The 23842-nt window shown below is 66.6% G+C and carries 24 protein-coding genes and 1 other RNA gene; 18 read left to right on the top strand and 7 right to left on the bottom strand.

Annotation, left to right across the window (positions count from 1 at the left end; genetic code table 11):
• Positions 1-4: 4 nt before the first annotated feature.
• Positions 5-556, top strand: a complete 552-nt coding sequence (locus tag CRO39_RS02805) for a sugar O-acetyltransferase (protein WP_097120335.1) — start codon at positions 5-7, stop codon at positions 554-556.
• A gap of 115 nt (positions 557-671) precedes the next feature.
• Here the strand turns inward: CRO39_RS02805 and CRO39_RS20385 are convergent, their stop codons facing one another.
• Positions 672-914 (bottom strand): hypothetical protein, encoded by a 243-nt coding sequence (locus tag CRO39_RS20385; RefSeq protein WP_141400688.1) that lies wholly within the window; start codon positions 912-914, stop codon positions 672-674.
• A gap of 126 nt (positions 915-1040) precedes the next feature.
• Between CRO39_RS20385 and CRO39_RS02810 the strand changes: the two genes are divergently transcribed.
• Genes CRO39_RS02810 through CRO39_RS02820 form a run of 3 tightly spaced genes read left to right on the top strand, consistent with a single transcriptional unit; the run spans position 1041 to position 3963 of the window.
• Complete coding sequence (locus tag CRO39_RS02810; RefSeq protein WP_097120336.1) at positions 1041-1805, top strand: endonuclease/exonuclease/phosphatase family protein; 765 nt, start codon at positions 1041-1043, stop codon at positions 1803-1805.
• Positions 1802-3019 carry a cardiolipin synthase ClsB gene (gene clsB, locus CRO39_RS02815; protein WP_238394510.1) on the top strand — a complete coding sequence of 406 codons (1218 nt, stop codon included), beginning with the start codon at positions 1802-1804 and terminating at the stop codon, positions 3017-3019. Before CRO39_RS02810 ends, clsB begins: the two co-directional genes overlap by 4 nt.
• On the top strand, positions 3016-3963 hold the full coding sequence (locus tag CRO39_RS02820) for a lysylphosphatidylglycerol synthase domain-containing protein (RefSeq protein ID WP_238394511.1): 948 nt from the start codon (positions 3016-3018) through the stop codon (positions 3961-3963). Before clsB ends, CRO39_RS02820 begins: the two co-directional genes overlap by 4 nt.
• Before the next feature lie 44 nt (positions 3964-4007).
• On the opposite strand, the gene CRO39_RS02825 is transcribed toward CRO39_RS02820, so the two are convergent.
• Positions 4008-4907 carry a LysR family transcriptional regulator gene (locus CRO39_RS02825; protein ID WP_097120338.1) on the bottom strand — a complete coding sequence of 300 codons (900 nt, stop codon included), beginning with the start codon at positions 4905-4907 and terminating at the stop codon, positions 4008-4010.
• A gap of 94 nt (positions 4908-5001) precedes the next feature.
• On the opposite strand from CRO39_RS02825, the gene CRO39_RS02830 reads away from it, so the two are divergent.
• Positions 5002-6069: a YeiH family protein gene (locus tag CRO39_RS02830; RefSeq protein WP_097120339.1), complete on the top strand. Its 1068-nt coding sequence runs from the start codon at positions 5002-5004 to the stop codon at positions 6067-6069.
• 231 nt (positions 6070-6300) lie between these two features.
• Here CRO39_RS02830 and ssrA read toward each other — a convergent pair.
• Positions 6301-6654, bottom strand: a transfer-messenger RNA (tmRNA) gene (gene ssrA, locus CRO39_RS02835).
• A 160-nt stretch (positions 6655-6814) separates the two neighbouring features.
• Between ssrA and CRO39_RS02840 the strand changes: the two genes are divergently transcribed.
• Positions 6815-9250, top strand: a complete 2436-nt coding sequence (locus tag CRO39_RS02840) for a S8 family serine peptidase (protein ID WP_097120340.1) — start codon at positions 6815-6817, stop codon at positions 9248-9250.
• 95 nt (positions 9251-9345) lie between these two features.
• Here CRO39_RS02840 and smpB read toward each other — a convergent pair whose 3' ends face one another.
• Positions 9346-9834 carry an SsrA-binding protein SmpB gene (smpB, locus tag CRO39_RS02845; RefSeq protein WP_097120341.1) on the bottom strand — a complete coding sequence of 163 codons (489 nt, stop codon included), beginning with the start codon at positions 9832-9834 and terminating at the stop codon, positions 9346-9348.
• Positions 9835-9874: 40 nt separating this feature from the next.
• Between smpB and CRO39_RS02850 the strand changes: the two genes are divergently transcribed.
• Together CRO39_RS02850 and CRO39_RS02855 are read left to right on the top strand one after the other, a co-directional pair.
• Positions 9875-10303, top strand: coding sequence for a type II toxin-antitoxin system RatA family toxin (locus CRO39_RS02850; protein ID WP_097120342.1), 429 nt, complete (start codon positions 9875-9877; stop codon positions 10301-10303).
• Between the two features lie 25 nt (positions 10304-10328).
• Positions 10329-10589: an RnfH family protein gene (locus CRO39_RS02855; RefSeq protein ID WP_425479645.1), complete on the top strand. Its 261-nt coding sequence runs from the start codon at positions 10329-10331 to the stop codon at positions 10587-10589.
• Here the strand turns inward: CRO39_RS02855 and CRO39_RS02860 are convergent, their stop codons facing one another.
• The gene (locus CRO39_RS02860; RefSeq protein WP_097120343.1) at positions 10590-10982 is read right to left on the bottom strand and encodes an outer membrane protein assembly factor BamE; all 393 of its coding nucleotides are present in this window, start codon (positions 10980-10982) and stop codon (positions 10590-10592) included.
• Positions 10983-11086: 104 nt separating this feature from the next.
• On the opposite strand from CRO39_RS02860, the gene fur reads away from it, so the two are divergent.
• Positions 11087-11491, top strand: a complete 405-nt coding sequence (fur, locus tag CRO39_RS02865) for a ferric iron uptake transcriptional regulator (RefSeq protein ID WP_097120344.1) — start codon at positions 11087-11089, stop codon at positions 11489-11491.
• Positions 11492-11546: 55 nt separating this feature from the next.
• On the opposite strand, the gene recN is transcribed toward fur, so the two are convergent.
• The gene (gene recN, locus CRO39_RS02870) at positions 11547-13214 is read right to left on the bottom strand and encodes a DNA repair protein RecN (RefSeq protein WP_097120345.1); all 1668 of its coding nucleotides are present in this window, start codon (positions 13212-13214) and stop codon (positions 11547-11549) included.
• Positions 13215-13309: 95 nt separating this feature from the next.
• Between recN and hrcA the strand changes: the two genes are divergently transcribed.
• From hrcA to dapB, 9 genes are all read left to right on the top strand, one after another.
• Positions 13310-14359 carry a heat-inducible transcriptional repressor HrcA gene (gene hrcA / locus CRO39_RS02875; protein WP_097120346.1) on the top strand — a complete coding sequence of 350 codons (1050 nt, stop codon included), beginning with the start codon at positions 13310-13312 and terminating at the stop codon, positions 14357-14359.
• A 42-nt stretch (positions 14360-14401) separates the two neighbouring features.
• On the top strand, positions 14402-14920 hold the full coding sequence (gene grpE, locus CRO39_RS02880; protein ID WP_097120347.1) for a nucleotide exchange factor GrpE: 519 nt from the start codon (positions 14402-14404) through the stop codon (positions 14918-14920).
• Between the two features lie 147 nt (positions 14921-15067).
• On the top strand, positions 15068-16990 hold the full coding sequence (gene dnaK, locus CRO39_RS02885; RefSeq protein WP_097120348.1) for a molecular chaperone DnaK: 1923 nt from the start codon (positions 15068-15070) through the stop codon (positions 16988-16990).
• Positions 16991-17056: 66 nt separating this feature from the next.
• Positions 17057-17416, top strand: a complete 360-nt coding sequence (locus CRO39_RS02890; RefSeq protein WP_097120349.1) for a four helix bundle protein — start codon at positions 17057-17059, stop codon at positions 17414-17416.
• Between the two features lie 79 nt (positions 17417-17495).
• A complete protein-coding gene (gene dnaJ / locus CRO39_RS02895; RefSeq protein ID WP_097120350.1) occupies positions 17496-18614 on the top strand; it encodes a molecular chaperone DnaJ in 1119 nt (372 codons plus the stop codon).
• A gap of 287 nt (positions 18615-18901) precedes the next feature.
• The gene (locus tag CRO39_RS02900) at positions 18902-20014 is read left to right on the top strand and encodes a prephenate dehydrogenase (RefSeq protein ID WP_097120351.1); all 1113 of its coding nucleotides are present in this window, start codon (positions 18902-18904) and stop codon (positions 20012-20014) included.
• Positions 20015-20168: 154 nt separating this feature from the next.
• Complete coding sequence (locus CRO39_RS02905) at positions 20169-20657, top strand: hypothetical protein (RefSeq protein WP_097120352.1); 489 nt, start codon at positions 20169-20171, stop codon at positions 20655-20657.
• A 174-nt stretch (positions 20658-20831) separates the two neighbouring features.
• On the top strand, positions 20832-22046 hold the full coding sequence (locus CRO39_RS02910) for an aminotransferase-like domain-containing protein (protein ID WP_425479646.1): 1215 nt from the start codon (positions 20832-20834) through the stop codon (positions 22044-22046).
• 285 nt (positions 22047-22331) lie between these two features.
• The gene (gene dapB / locus CRO39_RS02915) at positions 22332-23057 is read left to right on the top strand and encodes a 4-hydroxy-tetrahydrodipicolinate reductase (RefSeq protein ID WP_097120353.1); all 726 of its coding nucleotides are present in this window, start codon (positions 22332-22334) and stop codon (positions 23055-23057) included.
• Between the two features lie 53 nt (positions 23058-23110).
• On the opposite strand, the gene CRO39_RS02920 is transcribed toward dapB, so the two are convergent.
• Positions 23111-23614 (bottom strand): hypothetical protein, encoded by a 504-nt coding sequence (locus CRO39_RS02920; RefSeq protein ID WP_097120354.1) that lies wholly within the window; start codon positions 23612-23614, stop codon positions 23111-23113.
• Positions 23615-23842 lie beyond the last annotated feature (228 nt).

The raw sequence follows: 23842 nt of genomic DNA on the forward strand, positions 1-23842 counted from the left end.
ACGCATGGCCAGAAGCGAAAAGCAGAAGATGCTCGCCGGCGAGCTGTACCACGCCGGCGACGCCGAACTGCAGGCCGATCAGGCGGCGGCCAAGGCATGGATGGCGCGCTTCAACGCCGCCTCGACGCTGCCGGCCGCGGAGCGGCGGGCGCTGCTGCGCGAATGCTTTGCCGCGGTCGGCGATGGCGCGGTGATTCGGCCGCCGTTCCATTGCGACTACGGCTACAACATCCGTCTTGGCGCCGATGTCTTTCTCAACTACAACTGCGTGATTCTGGACGTGGTTGAAGTGGTCATTGGCGATGGCACCCAGGTCGGTCCTGCGGTGCAGATCTACACTGCCGACCACCCGCGCGACCCGCAGCAGCGCTGCAGCGGCGCCGAGTTCGGTCGCCCGGTCCGGATTGGCCGCAATGTCTGGATTGGTGGCGGCGCGATCCTGCTGCCCGGCATCACCGTTGGCGACGATGCGCTGATCGGTGCCGGCAGCGTCGTCACCCGCGACGTGCCCGCCGGTGCAACCGTGGTCGGGAATCCCGCGCGCGCCATCGGCTGAGCCCGCAATCGCATCCCCGGCGGATAGCGCCTGTTGCTGCGGCCGCAGGCGCATGTGCGTTGCATCGTCGTGCGGCGCGCTTGGCCGCCCTGTCGACGTGGACTTAACTGCAGGTTCACAGATGATTGATCGCCCGGCGCCGATGATGGCTGGGCGCGTTCCGGCGCGTCAGTCGATGGCGTGGCCGGTTGCCGCGGTGCGCCGCCTCCGCCATGCGGATTCGCCCGGACGCGGCAACGCCGAAGTGATCGACCGCAGGTAACGACCGTCGCCACCGGAGATGGACCATGGCCAGCGAAACACCGATTTTGCTGATTGCCGGCACCGCCGGCGGCGTCGGCGAATCGCGGGCCCACATGCTGGCCTCCGGTGGAGGTGGCGCAATAGATTCGCAAGCGCAATCGCAAGCGCAAGCGCAAGGGCGGCTCATCGCAGCGGCGGCGCGTCGGTCCGTTTCTGCAAGCCTGGGCGGGCGCTGCCACGGATGATCGAACTGACCGTGCTTACCGCCAATATCCATATGGGCTTCAGCTTCACGCGGCGCAGATTCGTGCTGCCGGAACTGCGCCAGGCCATCCGCGAGGTCTCTGCCGATGTGGTGTTCCTGCAGGAAGTGCTGGGCGAGCACAGCGGCCATTCGTCGCGGCTTGCCGACTGGCCGCAGGTGCCGCACTACGAATTCCTGGCCGACAGCCTGTGGCCGCAGTTCGCCTATGGCCGCAACGCGGTCTATCCGGCGGGACATCACGGCAATGCCCTGCTTTCCAAGTTTCCGATAGTCAGCTACCGCAATCGCGACGTCTCCATCGATGGCCACGAGAGCCGCGGGGTGCTGCACTGCGTGCTGCAGATGCCGGCCAGCGGGCAGCGGCTGCATGCGCTGTGCGTGCATCTGGGACTGCGCGAAACCCACCGCAGGCGGCAGCTGGAACTGTTGTGCCGTATCGTGGACAACGAAATTCCGCACGATGCGCCGCTGATCGCGGCCGGCGATTTCAACGACTGGCGCAAGGCCGGCCATGCGCTGTTGTTGCGCTGCGGTTTCCACGAGGCCTTCGCCCATGCCACTGGCCGCCTGGCGCGCACCTTCCCGGCGCGCTGGCCGTTGCTGCCGCTGGATCGCATCTACTTGCGCAATCTTCGCGCGATGGAGCTGGACGTCCTGTCCTCGCGGCCATGGTCGCACCTGTCGGATCATGCGGTGCTGCGCGCGCGCGTCGGCATTCCCGCCGCGGCAGGCGCGCCGTGAGAACGCCTCCCGCCACCGGCATCTGGCGCGCCGGCAACCGCGTGGCCTTGCTGGAGAACGGCGAGGAGTACTTCGAGCGGGCCTTCGCTGCCATCGCCGAGGCACGGCAGGAGGTGCTGCTGGAAACTTTCATCCTGTTCGAAGACAAGGTTGGCCTGGAGCTGCAGCGCCGGCTGGTGCGAGCGGCGCGGCGCGGAGTGAACGTGCAGGTCCTGGTTGACGGGTACGGATCGCCGGGGTTTTCCGAACCGTTCCTGACCGAGTTGGACAACGCCGGCGTGACGCTGCGCGTATTCGATCCGCATCGGCCGCTGTTGGGCATGCGCATGCACATCTTTCGCCGGATGCACCGCAAGCTGCTGGTGGTCGATGCACAGACCGCCTTCGTCGGCGGCATCAACTATGGCGCCGACCATCTGCACGACTTCGGGCCTACCTCCAAGCAGGACTACGCGGTCGAACTGCAGGGGCCTGTCGTGGCCGACATCCACGCGTTCGCCGCGGCCAGCCTTCGCAACGGTTACGGGCCGCTACGGCCATCGCCGGATGTGGCCGCCAGCGCGCGCGGCCAGGCAACGGTGTCGTTCGCGGTGCGCGACAACGACCGCCACACCACCGATATCGAGCGCGCCTACCGCGAGGCGATCCGTGCCGCGCGCCAGGAAATCGTCCTTGCCAACGCCTACTTCTTCCCCGGCTACGGCTTCCTGCGCGATCTGCGCCACGCGGCGCGGCGCGGCGTGCGCGTCACCCTGCTGGTCCAGGGCCAGCCCGATATGCCCATCGCGATGAGCGCAGCGCGTTCGCTGTACCGGCATCTGGTCGCCGACGGCATACGCATCTTCGAATACGGTCAGCGCGCTTTCCATGGCAAGGTCGCGCTGGTGGACCAGGACTGGGCAACCGTAGGTTCCAGCAATCTGGATCCGTTGAGCCTGTCGTTGAACCTGGAAGCGAATGTCTTCATCCGCGACGCCGCGTTCAACCAGGACCTGCGCCAGCGCCTGGAACGGTTGCGTGAGCGGCATTGCCGGCCCATCGATCCCGAGTGCCTGCCCGCACCGGGCGGACTGCGGCTGCCGGCGCCGGTGCTGTATCACATGCTGCGCCGCTTTCCGGCCTGGGCCGGCCTGTTGCCGGCGCATACTCCCAAGGTGGTGCTGATGGCGCCGGCCAACGGGGACGCCGCCGACAGCCCGGTGGCGGAGCCGTGAAGCGTCAATGGCGCGGCCGCATCGGCCGGATCATCGTGGCGGCGCTGTTCATCGTGGTAGCGGTGCTGATGGTGCGCTATGCGCGTTCGGTGGACTGGCCGGCGGTGGCCGAGGCGATGGCCGGCTACCGGCCGAAGACGATTGCCGCGGCGCTGGCGCTGGTTACGCTGAGTTATCTCATCTACTGCGGCTATGAATTGTCGGCGCGCGCGCATACCGGCCACGGGCTGCCGGCGCGGCGGGTGATGCTGATGGCATTCATCGGTTACGCCTTCAGCCTGAACCTGGGCGCATGGGTAGGCGGCGGCGGATTGCGGTTGCGCATGTACACCCGCAACGGCGTGCGTCCGGGCGTCGTTGCGCACATCGCGGCTTTCGCCATTGCCGCCAACTGGTCCGGGTATCTGCTGCTGGCCGGCGCGATACTGGCGGCGCGGGCCGTGCGGCTGCCCGAGAACTGGAGCGGCGGCGCCGCATTGGGACTGCAAGCCCTAGGGGTTGCCATGCTGCTGCTGGTTGGGCTCTATCTCTGGGCCTGCGCGCGCTGGCCGCACCGGCCGTGGAGCGTCCGTGGACAGGAACTGCGTCTGCCGTCGTTGCCGATGGCGGCGCTGCAACTGGGGTTGTCGGCGTTCAACTGGATGACGATAGCGGGCGTGGTATTCGTGCTGATGCCGGAGCCGGTGGATTACCTGGAACTGCTGGGCGTATTGCTGACCTCGGCGATCCTGGCTGCGGCGATGCACATCCCCGCGGGTCTTGGAGCGCTGGAAGGCGCGTTCCTGGTGATGCTGGGCGGACAGGTGGCCAAGCCGCAGTTGCTGGCCACGCTGCTGGCGTACCGCGCGATGTATTACCTGCTGCCGATGCTGCTGGCCGTTCCCGCCTATCTGGCGCTCGAGGCGAAGAGACGCGGCACCAGGACAGGGAAGGCGAGTGATTGAGCCCTGCGGGTTCGGCAACGCGCTTCGGGTCGACTGGCAACACGCTACTCCCGCAGCAGCGACAGCAACGCCTGCAGCGCGGGCGAACGCGGCCGGTTGGCCAGTTCCAGCCGGAACAGCGGGCGCGACATGCCGCCTTGCCCGATGGCAACGCTGTGCAGCCGGCGGGCGCCCAGCAGGTCGGCTACCACCACTTCCGGCAGCACGGCGATGCCCATGCCGGCGGCCACGGTGCGGGCGATGGCCTCGTTGCTGCCTATCTCCACACGCCTGCGCGGTTGAATGCCATGCGAGCGCAACAGGTGCTCGGTGACCTGCCGGGTTCCTGAGCCCTGCTCGCGCACCAGCCAGGTCTGAGAGGCCAGGGCGTCACGGTCGGGTTTGCGCCGCCGGGCCAGCGGCGAGTCGGTGGCGGCCACCAGCAGCAGGTTTTCGTCGCGCCAGGGCACGCTGCTGATGCCGGGCGCATCGACGTGGCCTTCGACGAAGGCCACGTCGATGCGATAGCCCACAATCGCCTCGCCGATCTCTTCGGTATTGGCTACCTGCAGTTCGAGCTCAAGATGCGGAAAAGCCTGGGAAAACCGGCTCATCACCGCCGGCAGCCAGTAGCCGGCCACGGTGGTGCTGGCGCCTATGCGCAGGCGTCCGCTGCGTAGTTCGACCCGGCTGCGGACCTCATCGACGGCGGCGCGCTCCATTGCGAAGATCCCGCGCGCGTGCTGGTAAAGCGCCTGGCCGCCCTCGGTCAGGCGCACGCCGCGCGCGCTCCTGCCATCGTGTCCCGCGCGTTCCAGCAGCGGCAGGCCGAGCTGGTGCTCGAGTTCGCGCACCGCCTTGGACATGGCCGACTGGGTGACATGCAGGGCAACCGCCGCGCGCGAGAAACCCTGGTGTTCCACCACGCCCATGAACATGCGCAGCAGGTGCAGATTCAGTTGCATGAGTAGAATTCATTGAAAACGGAATTATATGCCTTGGACTCTGCCCCGGGGGCCGGCTTAGGCTGCGCCGGTCCTCGTTCCGGCCGCGTCCCGCATGTTCCGTCGCGCAACCGCTGTCCTGCTGTCGCCGCTGGCCCACGGCCGGCAGGCGTCGTTCTGGCGGGGGTTGCTGCTGGCGGGGTCCATCGCTGCGCTGGGGCTGTGGCTGGCCGAGTTGCCGCGGCTGCGGGGCTGGGGACTGAGCGCGCTGACGCTGGCCATCGTGCTGGGCATGCTGGCAGGCAACAGCTTCTTCCCGGCCATCGCAAAATCGACCGCCGCCGGCGTGGATTTTTCGCGCAGCCGCCTGCTGCGGCTGGGCATCATCCTGTACGGGTTCCGGATCACGTTCCAGCAAATCGGCGAGGTTGGCGTTGCCGGACTGATCATCGATGCGGCGATGGTGGCGTCGGTGTTCGCGCTGGCGGTAACGCTGGGACCCAGGTGGTTGGGAGTGGACCGGCAGACCGCGATGCTGATCGGCGCCGGCAGCGCCATCTGCGGCGCGGCCGCGGTCATGGCCACCGAACCGGTGGTGCGCGCACCGGCGCACAAGGTATCGGTGGCGGTGGCGACGGTGGTGGTGTTCGGAACCGTCGCGATGTTCCTGTACCCGTGGCTGTATCCGTATCTGGGCATGGATGCGCACGCCTACGGCGTCTATGCCGGTTCCACCATCCACGAAGTGGCGCAGGTGATCGTGGCGGGCAATGCGGTGGACCAGACCGCAGCCGCCAGCGCCGTGATCGAAAAGATGCTCAGGGTGATGCTGCTGGCGCCGTTCCTGTTGTTGCTGGGATGGGCCTTGCGCCGCGGGCGGGGCAGGGTGGCCGCAACAGGCACGCCGCTGGCCGTGCCCTGGTTCGCGCTCGGTTTCATCGCGGTCTGCGGATTCAACTCGCTGCAACTGCTGCCGGCTAGCTGGGTGGAAGGCATCGTGCGCATCGATACCGCCTTGTTGGCGATGGCGATGGCGGCGCTGGGCCTGCGTACGCATGCCGGCGCCATCCGCCAGGCCGGCATCCGTCCGTTGTTGCTGGCGGCGGCGTTGTTCCTGTTCCTGCTGACCGGCGGCTGGGCCGTCAACGTGGCGGTAGCCCGGTGGTTCCAGTTGGCGTTCTGACCAACGCGCCGCACGAACCGGGACGCCCGGGAAGCCGAAGAGCCGGCCCAGCGGGGAACCTGCACGCGGCATGGCGGCAACTGCCTTGGCGGTAGCTGTTACCGCCATTGTTACCGCCACTGGGAGGCGGATTGCAGGGGCGTCTTCGGACCGCTACAGGCACAAAAAAGGCCGGAAGCCTTGAGGTTGCTGGGCTTTCCGGCCTTTCGTGGTCCGTCTTGGACCGTCTAATGGTGGAGGTGGGCGGAATCGAACCGCCGTCCGAAGGTACTCCATCCCCGGCACTACATGCTTAGCGTTCCGTTAGATCTCGTTCCCGGGCAGCACGGCACGCAAAGCGCACCCGGTAACCAGCCTGTTTTGGTTAAGCCGCGACTGACAGGCAGCCGTCACAGCCGGTTCCGTGATAATGACCCTACATCCACGAGCACGGGCACAAGTGGGTTCGGGGCTTACGCCTTAAGCGGCGAGAGCGTAGTTGTCGTCGTTGGCAACTAGAGTTTTGCCGCTGGATTAACGAGGAAAGCTGCCCCCTCGGCATGCGCCAGGCAATTTCGCAACCCCCGTCGAAGCCAGTGCACCCCCGGGAATCAGTCATTGCTGACGAACGGCAGTGTAAGGGCGTGCCGGGGTGCCCACAAGTGTGGCTCAATCAACGGTTACTCCGGCTTCACCCGTTTCAACACCGCCCCGAGCCGTATCGATACCGTGTTGTCTGCGCCCCCGCGCAAAAGGAGAACGATTCATGGCAGCCAAGAAGACCGCCAGCAAGACCGGCAAGGCCTCCCCGGCTTCATCGGCAACCCCGCGCCGGAAGCCTGCGGCCAAGGCCCGCACCGCCGCGTCTACCAACCCTATGGACGCCGAGTTCATGGCCATGGCGCAGGGCCATGCCTGCACCGTCATTTACGTGCATGGCATCGGCAACAAGCCGCCGGCCGAAGTGCTGCGGCGGCAATGGGACAACGCCTTGTTCGGCCGCGGGATGGGCGAACGCACGCGCCTGGCCTATTGGGTCAACCGGCAACGCTACCCATCGCCGGAGCCGGCCAGCATCGACCAGCGCGACGAAGGGCCCATGCTGAACCAGGCCGAGCAGCGCGTGCTGGGTGCGCTGGGCATCGACCCGGGCGTGCGCGATCTGGGCATCCTGGCCGATTCGCTGGCCGATAGCGAACAGGAACGGCGGTTGCTGCGGCAGATGCTGGCCGAACTGGAAGCCGGTGCGCCGGCGCCGGGCACCCCTGCCGCCAAGGGCATCGCCGGCAGCCTGAACCGCATCCTGTTGAAGATGATCTCGGCGGCGCTGCTGCAGGACGTGCACGACTTCTTCTTTGTCCCCGGCGAACGCGAACGGATGCGGCGCAGCCTGCTGGAGCGCCTGCAGGCCGGCGGCGGGCCGTTTGTAGTGGTCGCCCACAGCCAGGGCTCGATGATCGCCTACGACGTGCTGCGGGAGCTGTCGGCCGATCGGCACGAGGTGGCGCTGTTCGTCACCATCGGCTCGCCGCTGGGCCTGCCCAGCGTGCGCAGCATGTTCAAGCGCTGGACGCGGAAGAACAAGCTGCCGTTTCCTGCCTGCGTGCGGCGCTGGGTCAACATCGCCGACCGCCTGGATCCGGTGTCGCTGGACCACGATCTGCGCGACGACATCGAGCGCCCGGGCACTCGCTTCGCCAATGTTTCCGAACGCGGCCTCAATCCGGACTGGCGGCGCAATCCGCATTCGGCATCGGGCTATCTGTCCATTCCGCGGACGCGGGCCGAAGTGCGCGACGCGGTCGGTACCGGTTTCGACCAGCCGGTTTCCAACACCGTGCTGATCAAGGATCTGTCGGACCAGCTGGAAGCCCATGACGCCGAACACCGCCATGAAATCCTGATTGAGCTGGACAGGCTGCCCGCCGATGGCGACCGCGCCGCCACGCGTGAAGCGTTGCTGGCGCGCATCCGCCAGTTGGCGGCGGCAACCACCCGTCTGCACGGCGGCAAACTGGACGATGCCATCGAACTGGAGGACGGCCTGCAGCGCTTCGTTTCGGCGCGGCTGACCCGCTTCGAAATCGAGATGCTGCGCAACGACTACCGCACGCTCAGCTTCAAGCGGATGTGGCGCGACGCCAGCAAGCGCGCGCTGCTCAACCAGTCGCGCGGCGTCATCCATGCCGATGCCGCCGAGGCCTCCTACCAGGCGCGCGGCAGCCGGATCGGCTGGGCGGTGCTGGATACCGGCATCGCGGCTGGCCACCCGCATTTCTACCGCGACGGCGAGCGCGACCTGGTGGCAGCGCAATGGGACTGCACGCGGCGAGGCAAGCCGAAGAAGCTGGTACGCGGCGATGGCGAGGAATTCTCGCGGCTGGACGGCAACGGCCATGGCACCCATGTGGCCGGGATCATCGCCGGCCAGTGCCGGGCGCGCCTGCCGGAGGGCAGGGAAGACATCGACTTTCACGGCGTGGCGCCGGACACCCGCCTGTACGGCTTCAAGGTGCTGGACGATGACGGCAATGGCCGCGATTCGTGGATCATCAAGGCGGTGCAGCAGGTCGCCGATCTCAACGAACAGGCCGGCGAGCTGCTGATCCATGGCGTCAACCTGAGTCTGGGCGGCTATTTCGACGTCGAAAGCTACGGCTGCGGCCACACTCCACTATGCAACGAGCTGCGCCGGCTGTGGCGGCAAGGCGTGGTGGTGGTGCTGGCGGCCGGCAACGAAGGCCTGGCCTGGCTGGTGCAGAGCGACGGCCTGTCGTACCCGATGAACATGGACATGACCATCGGCGACCCGGCCAACCTGGAGGAAGCCATTGCGGTCGGTTCGGTGCACAAGAGCAATCCGCACACCTATGGCGTGTCGTATTTTTCTTCGCGCGGCCCCACCGCCGATGGCCGCCACAAACCGGACATCGTTGCCCCGGGCGAGAAAATCATCTCCGCCCACCATGGTTTCCGCTCTGACGATCCGAGCACCTGGATGGTGGAGATGAGCGGCACCAGCATGGCCGCGCCGCATGTGTCGGGCCTGATTGCCGGTTTCCTGTCGGTACGCCGCGAATTCATCGGCTTTCCGGACAGGGTCAAGCAGCTGTTGCTTGCCAATGCCATCGACATCGGCCGAGATCCGTACACGCAGGGCAGGGGCATTCCCAATCTGGTCCGGATGCTGGCTTCCACCTGATCCGGTCGATGTCTGGAGCGACGTCAGGCGCGAGAAGCTTTCATGGGAAAGCCAATCGCGACTGACGTCGCTCCTACGGCAAAGCCGACGGCGTGCTACGCGTTGCGGTTGTGCTGGCGCATGGTGCGCTGTTTTTCGCGCGCCCAGTCGCGGTCCTTGCTGGCCGCGCGCTTGTCGTGGGTCTGCTTGCCCTTGGCCAGCGCCACTTCGGCCTTGACCTTGTTGCCTTTCCAGTACAGGGCGGTCGGCACCAGCGTATAGCCGTCGCGTTCGACCTTGCCGACCAGGGTGTCGATTTCGCGCCGGTGCAACAGCAGTTTGCGGGTGCGGCGGTCATCGGCCACGACGTGCGTCGAGGCCTGGATCAGCGGAGTGATCTGCGCGCCAAACAGGAAAATCTCGCCGCCGCGGATGGTCGCGTAGGCTTCGGTGATATTGGCGCGGCCGGCGCGGATCGCCTTCAGTTCCCAGCCCTGCAGCGCCAGTCCCGCCTCGTAGCGCGTTTCCAGCGTGTACTCGTGGCGGGCGCGCTTGTTCAACGCGATGGTGCCAGTTGCTTTATTCTTGTCCGGTTTCTTGCCCATCCGTCCATTGTCGCCGAAGGCGGAACCACAAGCGAGTCAAATGCATACCATCCGCCGCAGCGCCCTGGTCGAACATTCGGCCGCCCGCATGTTCGACCTGGTCAACGATGTTGCCGCCTATCCCCGCCGTTTCGACTGGTGCCGCGGCGCCGAATTGCTGGAAGCCGGCGAGGACCGGCTGACCGCCAAGCTGGATCTGGGGCTGGGTTCGCTGCGGACCTGGTTCACCACCGAAAACGCGCTGGACCGCCCGCATCGCATCGACATGAAGCTGGTCGACGGCCCGTTCCGCAAGCTGCATGGCCAGTGGGACTTCCACGCGCTGGACGAATGCGCCTGCAAGGTGACGCTGACGCTGGAATTCGAACCCAACAGCCGCTTGCTGGCACCGGCGCTGGCGCTGGGTTTCCAGGGGCTGGCCGACCGCATGGTGGACGATTTCGTCCGTGTCGCCGATCGCGGCGACTAGGCCGCTGACGGGTATTGAGCCGCTGATGCGTATCGAAGTGATCCGTGCCTGGCCACGCCGGCACCAGTCGGTGGTGGTGCAACTGCCGGCGCCCGCCCGGGTAGCCGATGCGCTGCAGGCGTCGGGGTTGCTGGACGGTGCCGAAGAATGCGCCTATGCGGTCTTCGGCGCCATCGTCACCCTGGATGCGCCGTTGGCAGACGGCGACCGGCTGGAGCTGCTCAGGCCGCTGCAGATGGATCCGAAAGAAGCGCGCCGGCGGCGCGCGGGCAAACCCGGCGCGTAATCAGCGGCCGCGGCCCTTTTTCTTGTCCTTGGCCAGGTTGGGTCCCAGCTTGCGCACGTCCTTGGACAGCTGCAGATCGTTTTCGGGGAAGTAGTCGCCTTCCCAACGGACCAGGCTGTTGCTGTCGAAGTACAGGGTGAAATTCTTGATTTCGGTCTGGCCGCGGCGATTGGTGCGTTCGCTGGCGGTATAGTCCCAGCGGTCGGCATGGAACGGATCGGCGATGGACGGGCTGCCCAGCAGCGCCTGCACCTGCTGCTTGCTCTGGCCCACCTGCAACTGTTCCACTGCGCTCTGTTCGATCAGGTTGCCCTGGTAGATCGGCTGCTTGTAGAGGATGCCGCAACCGGCGGTGGTGGAGGCAAGGGCGGCAACCAGCAGGAATTTGCGCATGAGGCACTGAAGTCGATGAAATCGTGCCGATGATACACTCCTGCCGACCGCCGCAACCGCACGACAGGCAGCTGGCGCTAAACCGCTAATGAACGGAGACGCCAATGGAATCCCAGGACCTTCGCAAGCTCGGACTCAAGGTGACGCATCCCCGCATGCGCATCCTGGAACTGCTGGAACAGAAGACGCCCCAGCACCACCTCAGCGCCGAGGACATCTACCGCCAACTGCTGGATCACGGCGATGAGATCGGCCTGGCCACGGTGTACCGGGTGCTGACCCAGTTCGAAGCCGCCGGGCTGGTGCTCAAGCACAACTTCGAGGGCGGGCAGGCGGTCTACGAACTGGACCGCGGCGGCCATCACGACCATATGGTCGATATCGATACCGGCAAGATCATCGAGTTCGAAAGCCCGGAAATCGAGAAGCTGCAGCGCGAAATCGCCGCCAAGCACGGCTACGTGCTGGAAGAGCATTCGCTGGTGCTGTACGTGCGCAAGAAGCGCTGAAACAGGGATTCGCGGGAATGCAAGGCGGGTCCCGACCCGTCCTGCAAGGCGGGTGTCATACCGCGTCGGTCAGCAGCCTTCTGGCCGCTGCGCGGGCTTCCTTGCTGACTTCCACGCCGCCCAGCATGCGCGCCAGCTCTTCCTCGCGTTGCTTGGCGCTCAGCGATTCGACCGCGCTCTGGGTCATGCCGTCCACCGGCGCCTTGCTGACCCGGTAATGGGCATGGCCCTGGGCCGCGACCTGGGGCAGGTGGGTCACGCACAGCACCTGCCGCTTGCCGCCCAGCGCGCGCAGTTTCTGCCCGACAATCTCGGCCACCGCGCCGCCGATGCCCGAATCGACTTCGTCGAACACCATGGTCGGTACCGCGTCCAGCCCCAGCGCCGCCACTTCAATGGCCAGCGAGATGCGCGAGAGTTCGCCGCCGGAGGCGACCTTGCGTAGCGGCCGCGGCGGCTGGCCGGCATTGGCGGCGACCAGGAACTCGGCGCGTTCGGAACCGGCCGGGTCCGGGCGTTCGTTGTCGTTGGCCTCCAGCGCGATTTCGAAGCGTCCGCCGCCCATGCCCAGTTCGCCGATCAGCGCGGTGGTGGCGCGGGCCAGATCCTTGGCCGCGCGCTGGCGGGTCCGGCCAAGCCGCAGCGCCGCCTCGCGCCAGGCCGAACGGGCAGCGTCGATTTCGCCATTCAACCCGACCAGCCGCTCGCCGGCGCCGCGCAGGCCTTCCAGTTCGGCGGCCAGCGCATCGCGATGGGCGGCCAGTTCGTCGGGAATGACCCGGTGCTTGCGCGCCAGGTCGTGGATGCGCCCCAGTTTGTGTTCGAGTTCGTCGAACTGGGCCGGGTCGGCATCCAGGTCGTCGCGGATCTGTCCCAGCAGCGCCAGCGCCTCGTCGACCTGGATGTGCGCGCTTTCCAGCAGCGCATCGACTTCGCCCAGGCGATTCTCGTGTTCGCGCAGCCGTGCCAGATCGCTGCGCGTCTGCTGCAGCTGGCGCGATACCGATGGCGCCTCGTCGCTGCCCAGCTCCGCCAGCGCAGTGTCGCAGGCCTGGATCAGCCCGGCGGCATGGGCCTGGCGTTTGTGGTTGGCGACCAGCGCCTGGATGGCCGCCGGAGCCAAGTCCTCGCGCTGCAGTTCCGCCAGCTGATGTTCCAGGTAGTTGATGCGGTCGGAAACGTCGCCCTGCGCCGAAAGCGCTTCGCGTTCCTGCAGCAACGCGCTCCACCGCCGCGCCGCCTCGCGCACCGCGTCGCGTTCCTTGCCGTTGCGGGCGTAGGCATCCAGCAATTCCAGTTGGCTGCCGCGCGACAACAGCGCCTGGTGTTCGTGCTGGCCGTGGATTTCGACCAGCCGGCCAGCCAGTTCGGCCAGCTGCGACAGGGTCACGCTGCGGCCGTTGATCCAGGCCCGGGATCCGCCGTCGGCGCGGATGACCCGGCGCAACTGGCACTGGCCGTCGTCGTCCAGCTCGTTCTCGCGCAGCCAGCCACTGGCCAGGCTGTCCGCGGCGACGCTGAATTCGGCCGACAGCTCGGCGCGTTCGGCACCGTGCCGGACCACGCCGCTGTCGGCGCGCAACCCGGACAGGAAGCCGAGCGCGTCGACCAGCAGCGATTTGCCGGCACCGGTTTCTCCTGAAATGACGGTCATGCCGGCGCCGAATTCGAGCTCGGCGCTGCGGACGACGGCAAAATCCTTGATGGCGAGGTGTCTGAGCATGGGGAGCGATTGTAGGGCCTGCCGGCGCATCCGTTGAGACGGGCCGGCCGCCGCCGTCGCTTGCAAAGCCGGGGCCGGACGGCTATCTATCGGCTATGTCCGTGCCTTCCTCCCAGCTCGACCCGCGCGCGCGCCACTTGCTGCGCACGTTGATCGCGCGCTACATCCGCGATGGCGAGCCGGTGGGCTCGGCAACGCTGGCCAAGCACGCCGGCCTGGACGTCAGCCCGGCCACCATCCGCAACATCCTGGCCGAGCTGGAAGAAGTGGGGCTGCTGACGTCCCCGCATACCTCCGCCGGCCGGGTGCCTACCGCGCAGGGTTACCGGATGTTCGTCGACAGCCTGGTGCAGGTGAAGTCGCTGGGCGAGGGCGAAGTGGCGCGGCTGCGCGCCGAGCTGCCGGCCGGGGCCGGCACCCAGGCCTTGCTGGGCAATGCTTCGGAACTGCTGTCGGCGATGACCCACTTCGTCGGCGTGGTCAGCGCGCCCAAGCGCGAGCAGTTCGCGTTCCGCCATATCGATTTCGTGCCGCTGGACGCGCGCCGGGTGCTGGCGATTCTGGTGTTCGCCGACAACGACGTGCAGAACCGGGTCATCGAACCGCGCCGGAGCTACGACCGGTCGGAACTGGAACGCATCGCCAACTACCTGAATGCGCATTTCGCCGGCCGCCCGCTGTCGGATATCCGTACCACCCTGTTGCACGATCTGCGCGTGGCCCAGTCGGAGATGGAAGGGCTGTTGGCGCAGACCATCGAGCTGGCCGAACAAGCGCTGGTACCGCCGGGCGACGATGTGGTGCTGGCCGGGCAGACCCGGCTGATGGGGTTGCAGGACCTGGCCGATCTGGACCGCCTGCGCGAGCTGTTCGAGACCTTCGCCCGCAAGCGCGAGATCCTGCAGTTGTTGGAGCGCACCATCCGCGCGCCCGGGGTCCGCATCTTCATCGGCGAGGACACCGGGCTGGCGCCGCACGACAGCGTCTCGGTGGTGACCGCGCCGTACCTGGCCGGCGGCCAGGTGCTGGGCGTGCTGGGGGTCATCGGGCCGACCCGGATGGCCTACGACCGGGTGATTCCGGTGGTCCAGGCCGCCGCGGACGCGCTGGGTGCCGCCTTGAATCCTGAGCCGCCGCCCCCATAGGTTTCCGGTCACGCGGCCGGACCTGCCGCGACGGAACCCGCAATGAACCCGAACCAACAAGACACCGACCTTGGCCAGAGCGCCGAACAGCAAGACACCGAAAGCCTGCTGCAGGCGGAAATCGAAACCCTCCGCAACGAACTGGATCAACTGCGTGCCGCCTCGCTGCTGGAACGCGCGGATCTGGAAAACCAGCGCAAACGCGTGGCCCGCGACATCGAGCAGGCGCGCAAGTTCGCCAACGAGCGGCTGCTGGGCGACCTGCTGCCGGTGTTCGACAGCCTGGACGCTGGCCTGGCCGCCGCAGGCGAGGGCCCCAGCCCGCTCAAGGATGGCCTGGAGCTGACGTTCAAGCAGCTGCTGAAGGTCGCCGCCGACAACGGCCTGAGCGTACTGGACCCGACCGGCCAACCCTTCAACCCCGAGCATCACCAGGCGATCAGCCAGGCCGAAGCCGCCGGCGCCGAGCCGGGCAGCGTGGTGCAGGTGTTCCAGAAGGGCTACCTGCTCAATGGCCGCCTGCTGCGGCCGGCGCTGGTGGTGGTCGCCAGGCACGACTGACCGGGGGGCTGAACGGACCTTCGCCTGCGATGCGTTCAGGCCAACGCTGCCATCGCCGGCTTGAATGTTCCACGCCGACCCCCACATCCAACCCATCAACCCGGCCGCCAACCGGCCAATACTGAAATCTCTTACGGAGCAACCCTCATGGGCAAGATCATCGGCATCGACCTGGGCACGACCAATTCGTGCGTGGCGATCATGGACGGCGGCAAGGCGCGCGTCATCGAAAATTCCGAAGGCGACCGCACCACGCCCTCCATCGTCGCCTACACCAAGGACGGCGAAGTGCTGGTGGGCGCCTCGGCCAAGCGCCAGGCGGTCACCAATCCCAAGAACACCTTCTATGCGGTCAAGCGCCTGATCGGGCGCAAGTTCACCGACGCCGAAGTGCAGAAGGACATCGGCCTGGTGCCCTACGCCATCGTCGCCCACGACAATGGCGACGCCTGGGTGGAAACCAGCGACAGCCGCAAGATGGCCGCGCAGGAAATCTCCGCCAAGGTGCTGGAGAAGATGAAGAAGACCGCCGAAGCCTTCCTTGGCGAAACCGTCACCGAGGCGGTCATCACCGTGCCGGCGTACTTCAACGACAGCCAGCGCCAGGCGACCAAGGACGCCGGCCGCATCGCCGGCCTGGACGTCAAGCGCATCATCAACGAACCGACCGCGGCCGCGCTGGCCTACGGCCTGGACAAGACCGATGCCAAGGATCGCAAGATCGTCGTCTATGACCTGGGCGGCGGCACCTTCGACGTATCGATCATCGAGATCGCCAATGTCGATGGCGAAAAGCAGTTCGAGGTGCTGGCCACCAACGGCGACACCTTCCTGGGCGGCGAAGACTTCGACAAGCGCGTCATCGACTACCTGGTGGACGAATTCCAGAAGGACCAGGGCATCGATCTGCGCAAGGACCCGCTGGCCCTGCAGCGCCTGAAGGACGCGGCCGAGCGCGCCAAGATCGAGTTGTCCAGCTCGCAGCAGACCGAAGTGAACCTGCCGTACGTGACCGCCGATGCTTCCGGTCCCAAGCACCTGAACATCAAGCTGACCCGCGCCAAGCTGGAGGCCCTGGTCGAGGATCTGATCAAGAAGACCATCGAACCGTGCCGCATCGCGCTGAACGATGCCGGCCTGCGTTCCAGCGACATCGGCGAAGTGATCCTGGTCGGCGGCCAGACCCGCATGCCCAAGGTGCAGCAGGCGGTGGCCGAATTCTTCGGCAAGGAACCGCGCAAGGACGTCAACCCGGACGAGGCGGTCGCGCTGGGCGCGGCGATCCAGGGTGGCGTGCTGGCCGGCGACGTCAAGGACGTGCTGCTGCTGGACGTGACTCCGCTGAGCCTGGGCATCGAGACCCTGGGCGGCGTGTTCACCAAGATCATCGAGAAGAACACCACCATCCCGACCAAGGCCTCGCAGGTGTTTTCGACCGCCGAGGACAACCAGTCCGCGGTGACCGTGCATGTGCTGCAGGGCGAGCGCGAACAGGCCCGCTTCAACAAGTCGCTGGCCAAGTTCGACCTGGCCGGCATCGACCCGGCTCCGCGCGGCCTGCCGCAGGTCGAGGTGTCGTTCGACATCGACGCCAACGGCATCCTGCATGTGTCGGCCAAGGACAAGAAGACCAACAAGGAGCAGAAGGTCGAGATCAAGGCCGGTTCGGGCCTGTCCGATGAGGAAATCCAGCGCATGGTCGCCGATGCCGAAGCGCACCGGGAAGACGACAAGAAGTTCCACGAGCTGGTGCAGGCGCGCAACCAGGCCGATGGCCTGATCCACGCCACCCGCAGCGCCATCGCCGAGCACGGCGACAAGGTCGGCGGCGACATCATCGGCAAGGTCGAAGCTGCGCTGGCGGACCTGGAAACGGCGATGAAGGGCGACGACAAGGCCCAGATCGAAGCCAAGTCCAAGGCGCTGGAAGAAGCCGGCCAATCGCTGTACGCGGCTGCCGCCGCTGCCGGCCAGCCGGGCGCGCAGGCAGGCGGTGACGGCGCGGCTCCCGCCGGCGATGATGTCGTCGACGCCGAGTTCACCGAGGTCAAGGACGACGAGAAGAAGTAAAGCGGTAAACAGGAAAAGGAGAAGTCGCAAGTCGGGCTATGCCCGACTTGCTGCCAAGGAGGGCAGATGCGTCCACACCATGATTTACGGGTATGGCAGGAAGCCATGGAACTGGTCGCCGACGTTTATGCGGCTTCCAGGACTTTTCCTGCTGACGAACGTTTTGGATTGAGCCGCCAGAGTCGCCGGGCGGCGGTCAGCGTTCCCTCGAACATCGCGGAAGGCGCAGCCCGGGGTAGTCGCAAGGAGTTCATACAGTTTTTGATGATTGCCCGAGGTTCGCTTTCCGAACTGGATACTCAGCTGCGGATCGCTAAAAATCTGGAGTTTGCAGCGAATATCGATTCTCTACTTTCGGCTACGGAACGATTGCAGGCGGCGCTTGGGGCGCTGGTCGAATCGCAACGCGATCGATTGGCGAAATAGACCTTGTTGCAGCGATTTCCCTTTACAGGCGGCACCGCCGCCGAATTGACAGGCCGAAGGCCGAACTGACCATTGACCTATGTCAAAACGCGACTACTACGAAGTTCTGGGCGTGGCCCGCAACGCCAGCGATGAAGAGCTGAAGAAGGCCTATCGCCGCTGCGCGATGAAGCATCACCCCGATCGCAATCCGGGCGATGCCGCGGCTGAAGCGGCATTCAAGGAATGCAAGGAAGCCTACGAAGTGCTGTCCGACGGCGCCAAGCGCCGCGCCTATGATGCGCACGGGCATGCCGCATTCGAACACGGCATGGGCGGCGGCCATGGCGCGCCGGACATGGGCGATATTTTCGGCGATATTTTCGGCAACATCTTCGGGGGCGGCGGCGGTGCGCGTGCCGCACGGCGCGGCGCCGACGTCGGTTACGTGATGGAACTGGACCTGGAAGAAGCCGTCGCCGGACTCGAGAAACGCATCGAAATCCCGACGCTGTCGCCGTGCGAACCCTGCAAGGGTTCCGGCTCGGAAGACGGCAAGACCGAAATCTGCGGCACCTGCGGCGGCCGCGGCAACGTGCGCATGCAGCGCGGCATCTTCGCCATGCAGCAGACCTGCCCGGCCTGCGGCGGCCGCGGCCAGACCATCCGCAATCCCTGCAAGCACTGCCATGGCGCCGGCAGGGTGGAGGAAGAAAAAGTCCTGTCGGTCAAGATTCCGGCCGGCGTGGACACCGGCGACCGCATCCGCCTGACCGGCGAGGGCGAAGCCGGTCCGCCGGGAACGCCGCCGGGCGATCTGTACGTGGAAGTGCGCGTGCGCGAACACGAGATCTTCCAGCGCGACGGCGACGACCTGCACTGCGAAGTGCCCATCCGCATCTCGCAGGCGGCGCTGGGCGACACCATCCGCGTGCCCACCCTTAATGGCGAAGCGGAGATCCGCATCCCGGCCGAAACCCAGACCGGCAAGCTGTTCCGGTTGCGCGGCAAGGGCGTCCGATCGGTGCGCAGCCGCAGCGAAGGCGATCTGTTCTGCCGGGTGGTGGTGGAAACCCCGGTCAACCTGACGCCGGAACAGCGTGAGCTGCTGGAGAAGTTCGAAGCCAGCTTTTCCGGCGAGGACGCGCGCAAGCACTCGCCAAGATCGGCCACGTTCGTTGACGGCATCAAGGGCTTCTGGGACCGGATGACGTCCTGAGAACCTGCGCCTGGCTGTCCGGTTCCTGCTCCGGGATTGTGTACGATGGACCCGCTCCGCACCGCCGCGGGGCCGGACCCTGGAGCGTGTGACCTACTTTGAGGCGGGTCTCAACGTGCAGGACACGCTTTGAGCCGGGCCGTTTCATCGCAAGAGGCCAGACGTCGTATGAAACCTGGGCATGGGGAATGCGCGGCTGCGCCGTGCGCATCGCCGCGCGGCAATACCGCCGGCGACGGCCACATTCCATGCGCGGACGGATCGCCCGCGGTTGCGTTGAGCGATAGATGAACCCGCAACCGGTTATCGGCGTGGTCGGCATCGAGGGCGCCTACGGGCGCTGGTTGCGGCGTTTTTTTCGCGAGCGCATGGGCCTGGAGGTGATCGGGCGCGACCCGGCCGCGGCCGATTCGCCGCCGGAGCGGGAGCTGATCGAACGTGCCGACGTGCTGGTGTTCTCGGCGCCGATACGCCGGACGGTGGAACTGATAGGCGATTATGTGCGCCTCGCCGACGGCTGCGAGCGCGGCAAGCTGTGGCTGGACGTGACGTCCATCAAGGCCGGCCCGGTCGCCGCGATGCTGGAGTCGCAGGCGGAAGTGGCCGGACTGCACCCGATGACGGCGCCGCCGAAGGCGCCGACGCTGAAGGGCAGGGTCATGGTGGTTTGCGAAGCCCGCCTGGAGCGCTGGCGGGATTGGCTGCAGGCCTTGTTGCTGGCGATGCAGGCCGAATGCGTACGCAGCAGCCCGGAGCACCACGACCGGGTGATGGCGCTGGTGCAGGCGATGGTCCACGCCAGCCACCTGTTGCAGGCGGGCGTGCTGCGCGACTACGCGGCCGAACTCGGCGACCTGCAGGCGTTGTTGCCGTACCGTTCGACCTCCTTCGAGATGGACAGCGCCGTCATCGCGCGCATCCTGTCGCTGAACCCGGCGATCTATGAGGACATCCAGTTCGGCAACCCGTATGTGCCGGAGATGCTGGACAGGCTGGACGCGCATCTTGCCGGCCTGCGGGCGCTGGTGCAGGCCGGCGACGACGCGGCCCGGGCGGTTTTCCGGCGCGACTTCCTGCAGGCCAATCACGCGGCCCTGGGCGCAACCGCGCTGGACGAAGGCAACTACAACTACGAGCGGCTGGGCTACCTGCTGGCGGACCTGACCGAAGCCAATGCGCTCAGCGTCCACCTTCCCGAGGACCGTCCCGGCTCGCTGCGCGCGTTGCTGCATGTCTTCGAACGCCATGGCGTCAGTCTTTCCTCGGTGCATTCCTCGCGCACGCCCGAGGGCGAAGTCCACTTCCGCATCGGCTTTTCCGCCGACAGCGAAGCCGGCGCGCTGGCCGACGCCGTGCGGGATATCGAGCAAAGCGGTCTGGGCCGGGTACTGGCACGCTAGCGCATCGCTGGCGGCGTTTCGCGCCGTCGCCGCGAAAACCGCCAGGGTTGAACCAGCGGCCATGCTCGGGCAGGATTGCCGGACAGGCGCTGCGGGGAGCGGCGCCTGACGATAGCCGCGATGGCGGCCTGGAACGGAACTCCAAGGGGAACCCATGAAGAAACTGTTGCTGTGCCTGCTGCTGGCCGCCGCTGCCGCCTGGTACTTCTTCGGCCGTACGCAGGTGAACGAAGCCGAAGTGCGGGATTTCTACCAACGCCAGTTCGAAGCTTCCAGCAAAGGCGACGTCGGGCGACTGTGCGGGATGCTGGCCAGCGACTTCCAGGGCGTCAACATCACCCATGTCGGCCCGCGCCAGCTGCGTGAACTCAACGACCGCGACGAAACCTGCGATGCGCTGGAGAAGTTCTACGACCAGCTCAAGAAGCTTCATGCCATGGCCGGGGATCAGTTCGAGGTGGACGGCGACTACACGATCAACGGCGTCGAAGTGGCCGAGGACGGCAAGAGCGCGACGGTCAAGGTGCGCTCGGTCGCCCGCCTGGGGCGGATGCGGATAACCTCGCGCTCGACCGACACCGTGGTGCGCCAGCATGGCCGGCTGGTGGTGCGCCGCAGCGACTCGCGCAGCTGGATGGAATAGCGGCAATAGGAGCGAGAAACGAGGAACCAGGAACGAGAGGGGCAACGACAGCGGCGGGAAGGAGCTGGCGGGCGCGGCAAGGGAAGGGCGAGACAGGGCAGGGTAAGGCAAGGCGACCCGAAGCGGGCGGGCGTCTGGAACAGTCCCCCCAAAAGCCGCGGCAGCCACTAAACTATGGCCATGACCGTCAAATTCACTCTTTCCAAACGTGCGCAGGCGCTGACCAGCTCGGCGATCCGCGAAATCCTCAAAGTCACCGAGCGCCCGGAAGTCATTTCCTTTGCCGGCGGCCTGCCGTCGCCAGCCACCTTCCCGGTCCAGCGGATGCGTGAAGCCACCGACAAGGTGTTCGACGAAGCCCCGCATGCGGCGCTGCAGTACGGGCCGACCGAGGGCTACACCCCGCTGCGCGAGTGGATTGCGGCCCGCCACAGCAAGAACGGGGTGACCATCCGCCCCAGCCAGGTGCTGATCACGACCGGTTCGCAGCAGGGCCTGGACCTGCTGGGCAAGGTGCTGATCGACGAAGGCAGCAAGGTGCTGGTGGAAACCCCCAGCTATCTGGGCGCATTGCAGGCGTTTTCGCTGTTCCAGCCGCAGTTCGTGCCGATGCGGACGGACGAGCAGGGCATCGTCACCGAGGCGCTGACCGCCGAACAGTTGCAGGGCGGACGCTTCATGTACTGCCTGCCCAATTTCCAGAATCCGACCGGCCGCCGGATGCCGCTGGATCGCCGCCAGGCGCTGGTCCAGCGGGTCACCGAAGCCGGCGTGCTGGTGGTCGAAGACGATCCGTACGGCGAACTCAGCTACCACGGCGAGCAGCTGCCCAGCCTGCTGTCGATGAATCCGGACAACGTGGTCTACATGGGCTCGTTCTCCAAGGTGCTGGCGCCCGGGCTGCGCCTGGGTTACCTGATCGCGCCGGAAGAACTGCACGGCAAGCTGGTCCAGGCCAAGCAGGCGGCGGATCTGCATACGCCATCGTTTTCCCAGCGCATCGTCTACGAAGCGCTGCAGGGCGGCTTCCTGGACCGGCATATTCCGGAAATTCGCACTCTCTACGCTCATCAGTGCGAACTGATGCTGTCGGCGCTGGAGCGCCATTTTCCGGCCGAAGCGCGCTGGAACCGGCCGGCCGGCGGTATGTTCATCTGGGTCACCCTGCCGGAAGGCATCGATACCGGCGCGCTGCTGGCGCAGGCGATCGAGCAGAACGTCGCCTTCGTGCCGGGCGCACCGTTCTTCGCCGCCGACCCGCAGGTCAACACGCTGCGCCTGTCCTTCGTTACCGTGCCAGCCGAGAAGATCGAGCAAGGCATGGAAAAACTGGGCGTGCTGGTGAAGGCGGCGGTGGCCGCCAACAAGGCGGGCGCGGTCGCGGCCTGAGCGGCAACGGCACGCCCTGAGCGGCTCCGGGCAGGGCGAAACGCGCCTGGTCCCAGGGTCCTGATTGCGCGTTCTGCCGATTGAGCCGGTTCCCGGGCGGCAGGTGGGATGGGAGCGGCTGAGCGGCCATTCGGTTGTCGAAAACCAGCCGCGACGTCCCCACCGAAGCAGGCGTGGCTGAAACCGCTTCGGCAAACAAGGCGGCTATCCGCGGACTGGACCAGTGAAGCCGGTCCCGCACCGTGCCCGGTCGCCAATGCCGCCTGTCGCCGCTACCATGCCGACATGAGTACATCTCCCACCCGACTTCTTATCCATGGCGCTTCCGGGCGCATGGGACAGGCCTTGTTGCGGCTGGCTGCCGAGCAGCCCGAGCAGTTTGCCGTGGTCGCCGCAATCACGCGCAAATCGCCGCCGCAGCGCGTGGTGGCGGGAGTGCCGCACTTTTCGGCCAGCGAACTGTCCGCGGCGCCCGCTTTCGATGTCGCCATCGATTTCAGCCTGCCGGAGGGATTCGACCCCATCCTGTCGCTATGTGCGGAACGCGGCGCCGCGCTGGTGTCGGGCACGACCGGCCTGTCCGATGCGCAGCAGGCGGCGTTGCAGCAGGCGGCCACCCGGATAGCGGTGGTCTGGGCCTCCAATTTCAGCCTGGGCGTTGCGGTGCTGACCGAACTGGTCGAACGTGCCGCCTCGGCGCTGCAGGGATGGGACTGCGACATCGTCGAGTCGCACCATACCCAGAAGAAGGACGCGCCATCGGGGACTGCGCTGACGCTGGGGCAGGCCGCGGGAACGGCCGGCGGCGATGTCCGCTACGCCAGCCTGCGCGCCGGCGATATCGTCGGTGAACACACCGTGCAGTTCACCGGCCTTGGCGAGCGCATCGAACTGATTCACCGCGCGACCAACCGCGACATCTTCGCCCGCGGAGCGTTGCAGGCCGGCCAGCGCCTGCGCGGCTGCGCGCCTGGCTTGTACGGCATGCGCGATCTGCTGTTTGCCGGCTAGGTTCCGGATCTGCGGCTGCGAACGATGGCGGCCTCTAGGCGGCGGTCGGCCATTCAGGGTTCAAGCGGTCCGATCGCTTCCTCGAATCGCTGCGCCGCGGATTGGCCGCGCAGGTCGCGGACCAGTTCGCGGCCGCGCTGCAGCAGTTCCGGCAGTTGTTCGGGCGATTTCAGCGCTTCCATCCGCACCGCCAGCCCGTCGCCCATCGGGCCGAGTATTTCGTTCAGCAAGTGGGTCGCGCGCTGGCGCCGCTGCTTCCAGTCGGTATCGGCCGCTGGCGCCGGCGCTGCCGGTGGGGCCTTCACCGGTGCAGCCGGCGATGCGACCGCTGCCGACGCCGTCGTGGAAAGGCCGGTAATCAGCCCCAGTTCCAGCAACCGGGCCAGCATCGGCAGCAGCATGTCGCCACGGCCCAGTTGGGTCTCCAGGTCGGAAACGGCACGCTTGCCGTCCAGCATGATCAGCAGCGTGCGGTGGCGTATGTCCAGCCCGTGCGACCGGTGCTGCATCTCGCGCAGGCCGGCATCGGTCTTGGTGTAGATCGTATCGGCGTTCATGATTGTCCCCCACGCAGGTCTGCCGTGCGCCTGCCCCCGTTGCATGGGATACCAGAAACCCGGCAACGGCACAATCCAGGCCGCGTCAAAGCGGGGCGCCCGTTTTCTTTTGCGGCTTTCCCCAGTACAATTCTCGCTCGCCTGTTACCCATCGCCCCGGACCGGAGAAATACCGCGTTCGCGGTTTCTTGCAGCCGCAAGTCAGTGGAACAGGGTTCCTCCACCCCA

Origin of the sequence: Pseudoxanthomonas wuyuanensis (assembly GCF_900215535.1) — a bacterium.
Lineage (GTDB): Bacteria > Pseudomonadota > Gammaproteobacteria > Xanthomonadales > Xanthomonadaceae > Pseudoxanthomonas_A > Pseudoxanthomonas_A wuyuanensis.

Bases quoted from the DNA above. Each gene is read 5' to 3' on its own strand.
- CRO39_RS02850 (WP_097120342.1), top strand. From the start codon at position 9,875: ATGCATACCATCCGCCGCAGCGCCCTGGTCGAACATTCGGCCGCCCGC.
- CRO39_RS02810 (WP_097120336.1), top strand. From the start codon at position 1,041: ATGATCGAACTGACCGTGCTTACCGCCAATATCCATATGGGCTTCAGC.
- dapB (WP_097120353.1), top strand. From the start codon at position 22,332: ATGAGTACATCTCCCACCCGACTTCTTATCCATGGCGCTTCCGGGCGC.
- dnaK (WP_097120348.1), top strand. From the start codon at position 15,068: ATGGGCAAGATCATCGGCATCGACCTGGGCACGACCAATTCGTGCGTG.
- dnaJ (WP_097120350.1), top strand. From the start codon at position 17,496: ATGTCAAAACGCGACTACTACGAAGTTCTGGGCGTGGCCCGCAACGCC.
- CRO39_RS02920 (WP_097120354.1), bottom strand. From the start codon at position 23,614: ATGAACGCCGATACGATCTACACCAAGACCGATGCCGGCCTGCGCGAG.
- CRO39_RS02890 (WP_097120349.1), top strand. From the start codon at position 17,057: ATGCGTCCACACCATGATTTACGGGTATGGCAGGAAGCCATGGAACTG.
- CRO39_RS02805 (WP_097120335.1), top strand. From the start codon at position 5: ATGGCCAGAAGCGAAAAGCAGAAGATGCTCGCCGGCGAGCTGTACCAC.
- smpB (WP_097120341.1), bottom strand. From the start codon at position 9,834: ATGGGCAAGAAACCGGACAAGAATAAAGCAACTGGCACCATCGCGTTG.
- CRO39_RS02840 (WP_097120340.1), top strand. From the start codon at position 6,815: ATGGCAGCCAAGAAGACCGCCAGCAAGACCGGCAAGGCCTCCCCGGCT.
- CRO39_RS02900 (WP_097120351.1), top strand. From the start codon at position 18,902: ATGAACCCGCAACCGGTTATCGGCGTGGTCGGCATCGAGGGCGCCTAC.
- CRO39_RS02910 (WP_425479646.1), top strand. From the start codon at position 20,832: ATGGCCATGACCGTCAAATTCACTCTTTCCAAACGTGCGCAGGCGCTG.
- grpE (WP_097120347.1), top strand. From the start codon at position 14,402: ATGAACCCGAACCAACAAGACACCGACCTTGGCCAGAGCGCCGAACAG.
- CRO39_RS02860 (WP_097120343.1), bottom strand. From the start codon at position 10,982: ATGCGCAAATTCCTGCTGGTTGCCGCCCTTGCCTCCACCACCGCCGGT.
- CRO39_RS02825 (WP_097120338.1), bottom strand. From the start codon at position 4,907: ATGCAACTGAATCTGCACCTGCTGCGCATGTTCATGGGCGTGGTGGAA.
- CRO39_RS02855 (WP_425479645.1), top strand. From the start codon at position 10,329: ATGCGTATCGAAGTGATCCGTGCCTGGCCACGCCGGCACCAGTCGGTG.
- recN (WP_097120345.1), bottom strand. From the start codon at position 13,214: ATGCTCAGACACCTCGCCATCAAGGATTTTGCCGTCGTCCGCAGCGCC.
- fur (WP_097120344.1), top strand. From the start codon at position 11,087: ATGGAATCCCAGGACCTTCGCAAGCTCGGACTCAAGGTGACGCATCCC.
- CRO39_RS02830 (WP_097120339.1), top strand. From the start codon at position 5,002: ATGTTCCGTCGCGCAACCGCTGTCCTGCTGTCGCCGCTGGCCCACGGC.
- hrcA (WP_097120346.1), top strand. From the start codon at position 13,310: ATGTCCGTGCCTTCCTCCCAGCTCGACCCGCGCGCGCGCCACTTGCTG.
- CRO39_RS20385 (WP_141400688.1), bottom strand. From the start codon at position 914: ATGTGGGCCCGCGATTCGCCGACGCCGCCGGCGGTGCCGGCAATCAGC.
- CRO39_RS02905 (WP_097120352.1), top strand. From the start codon at position 20,169: ATGAAGAAACTGTTGCTGTGCCTGCTGCTGGCCGCCGCTGCCGCCTGG.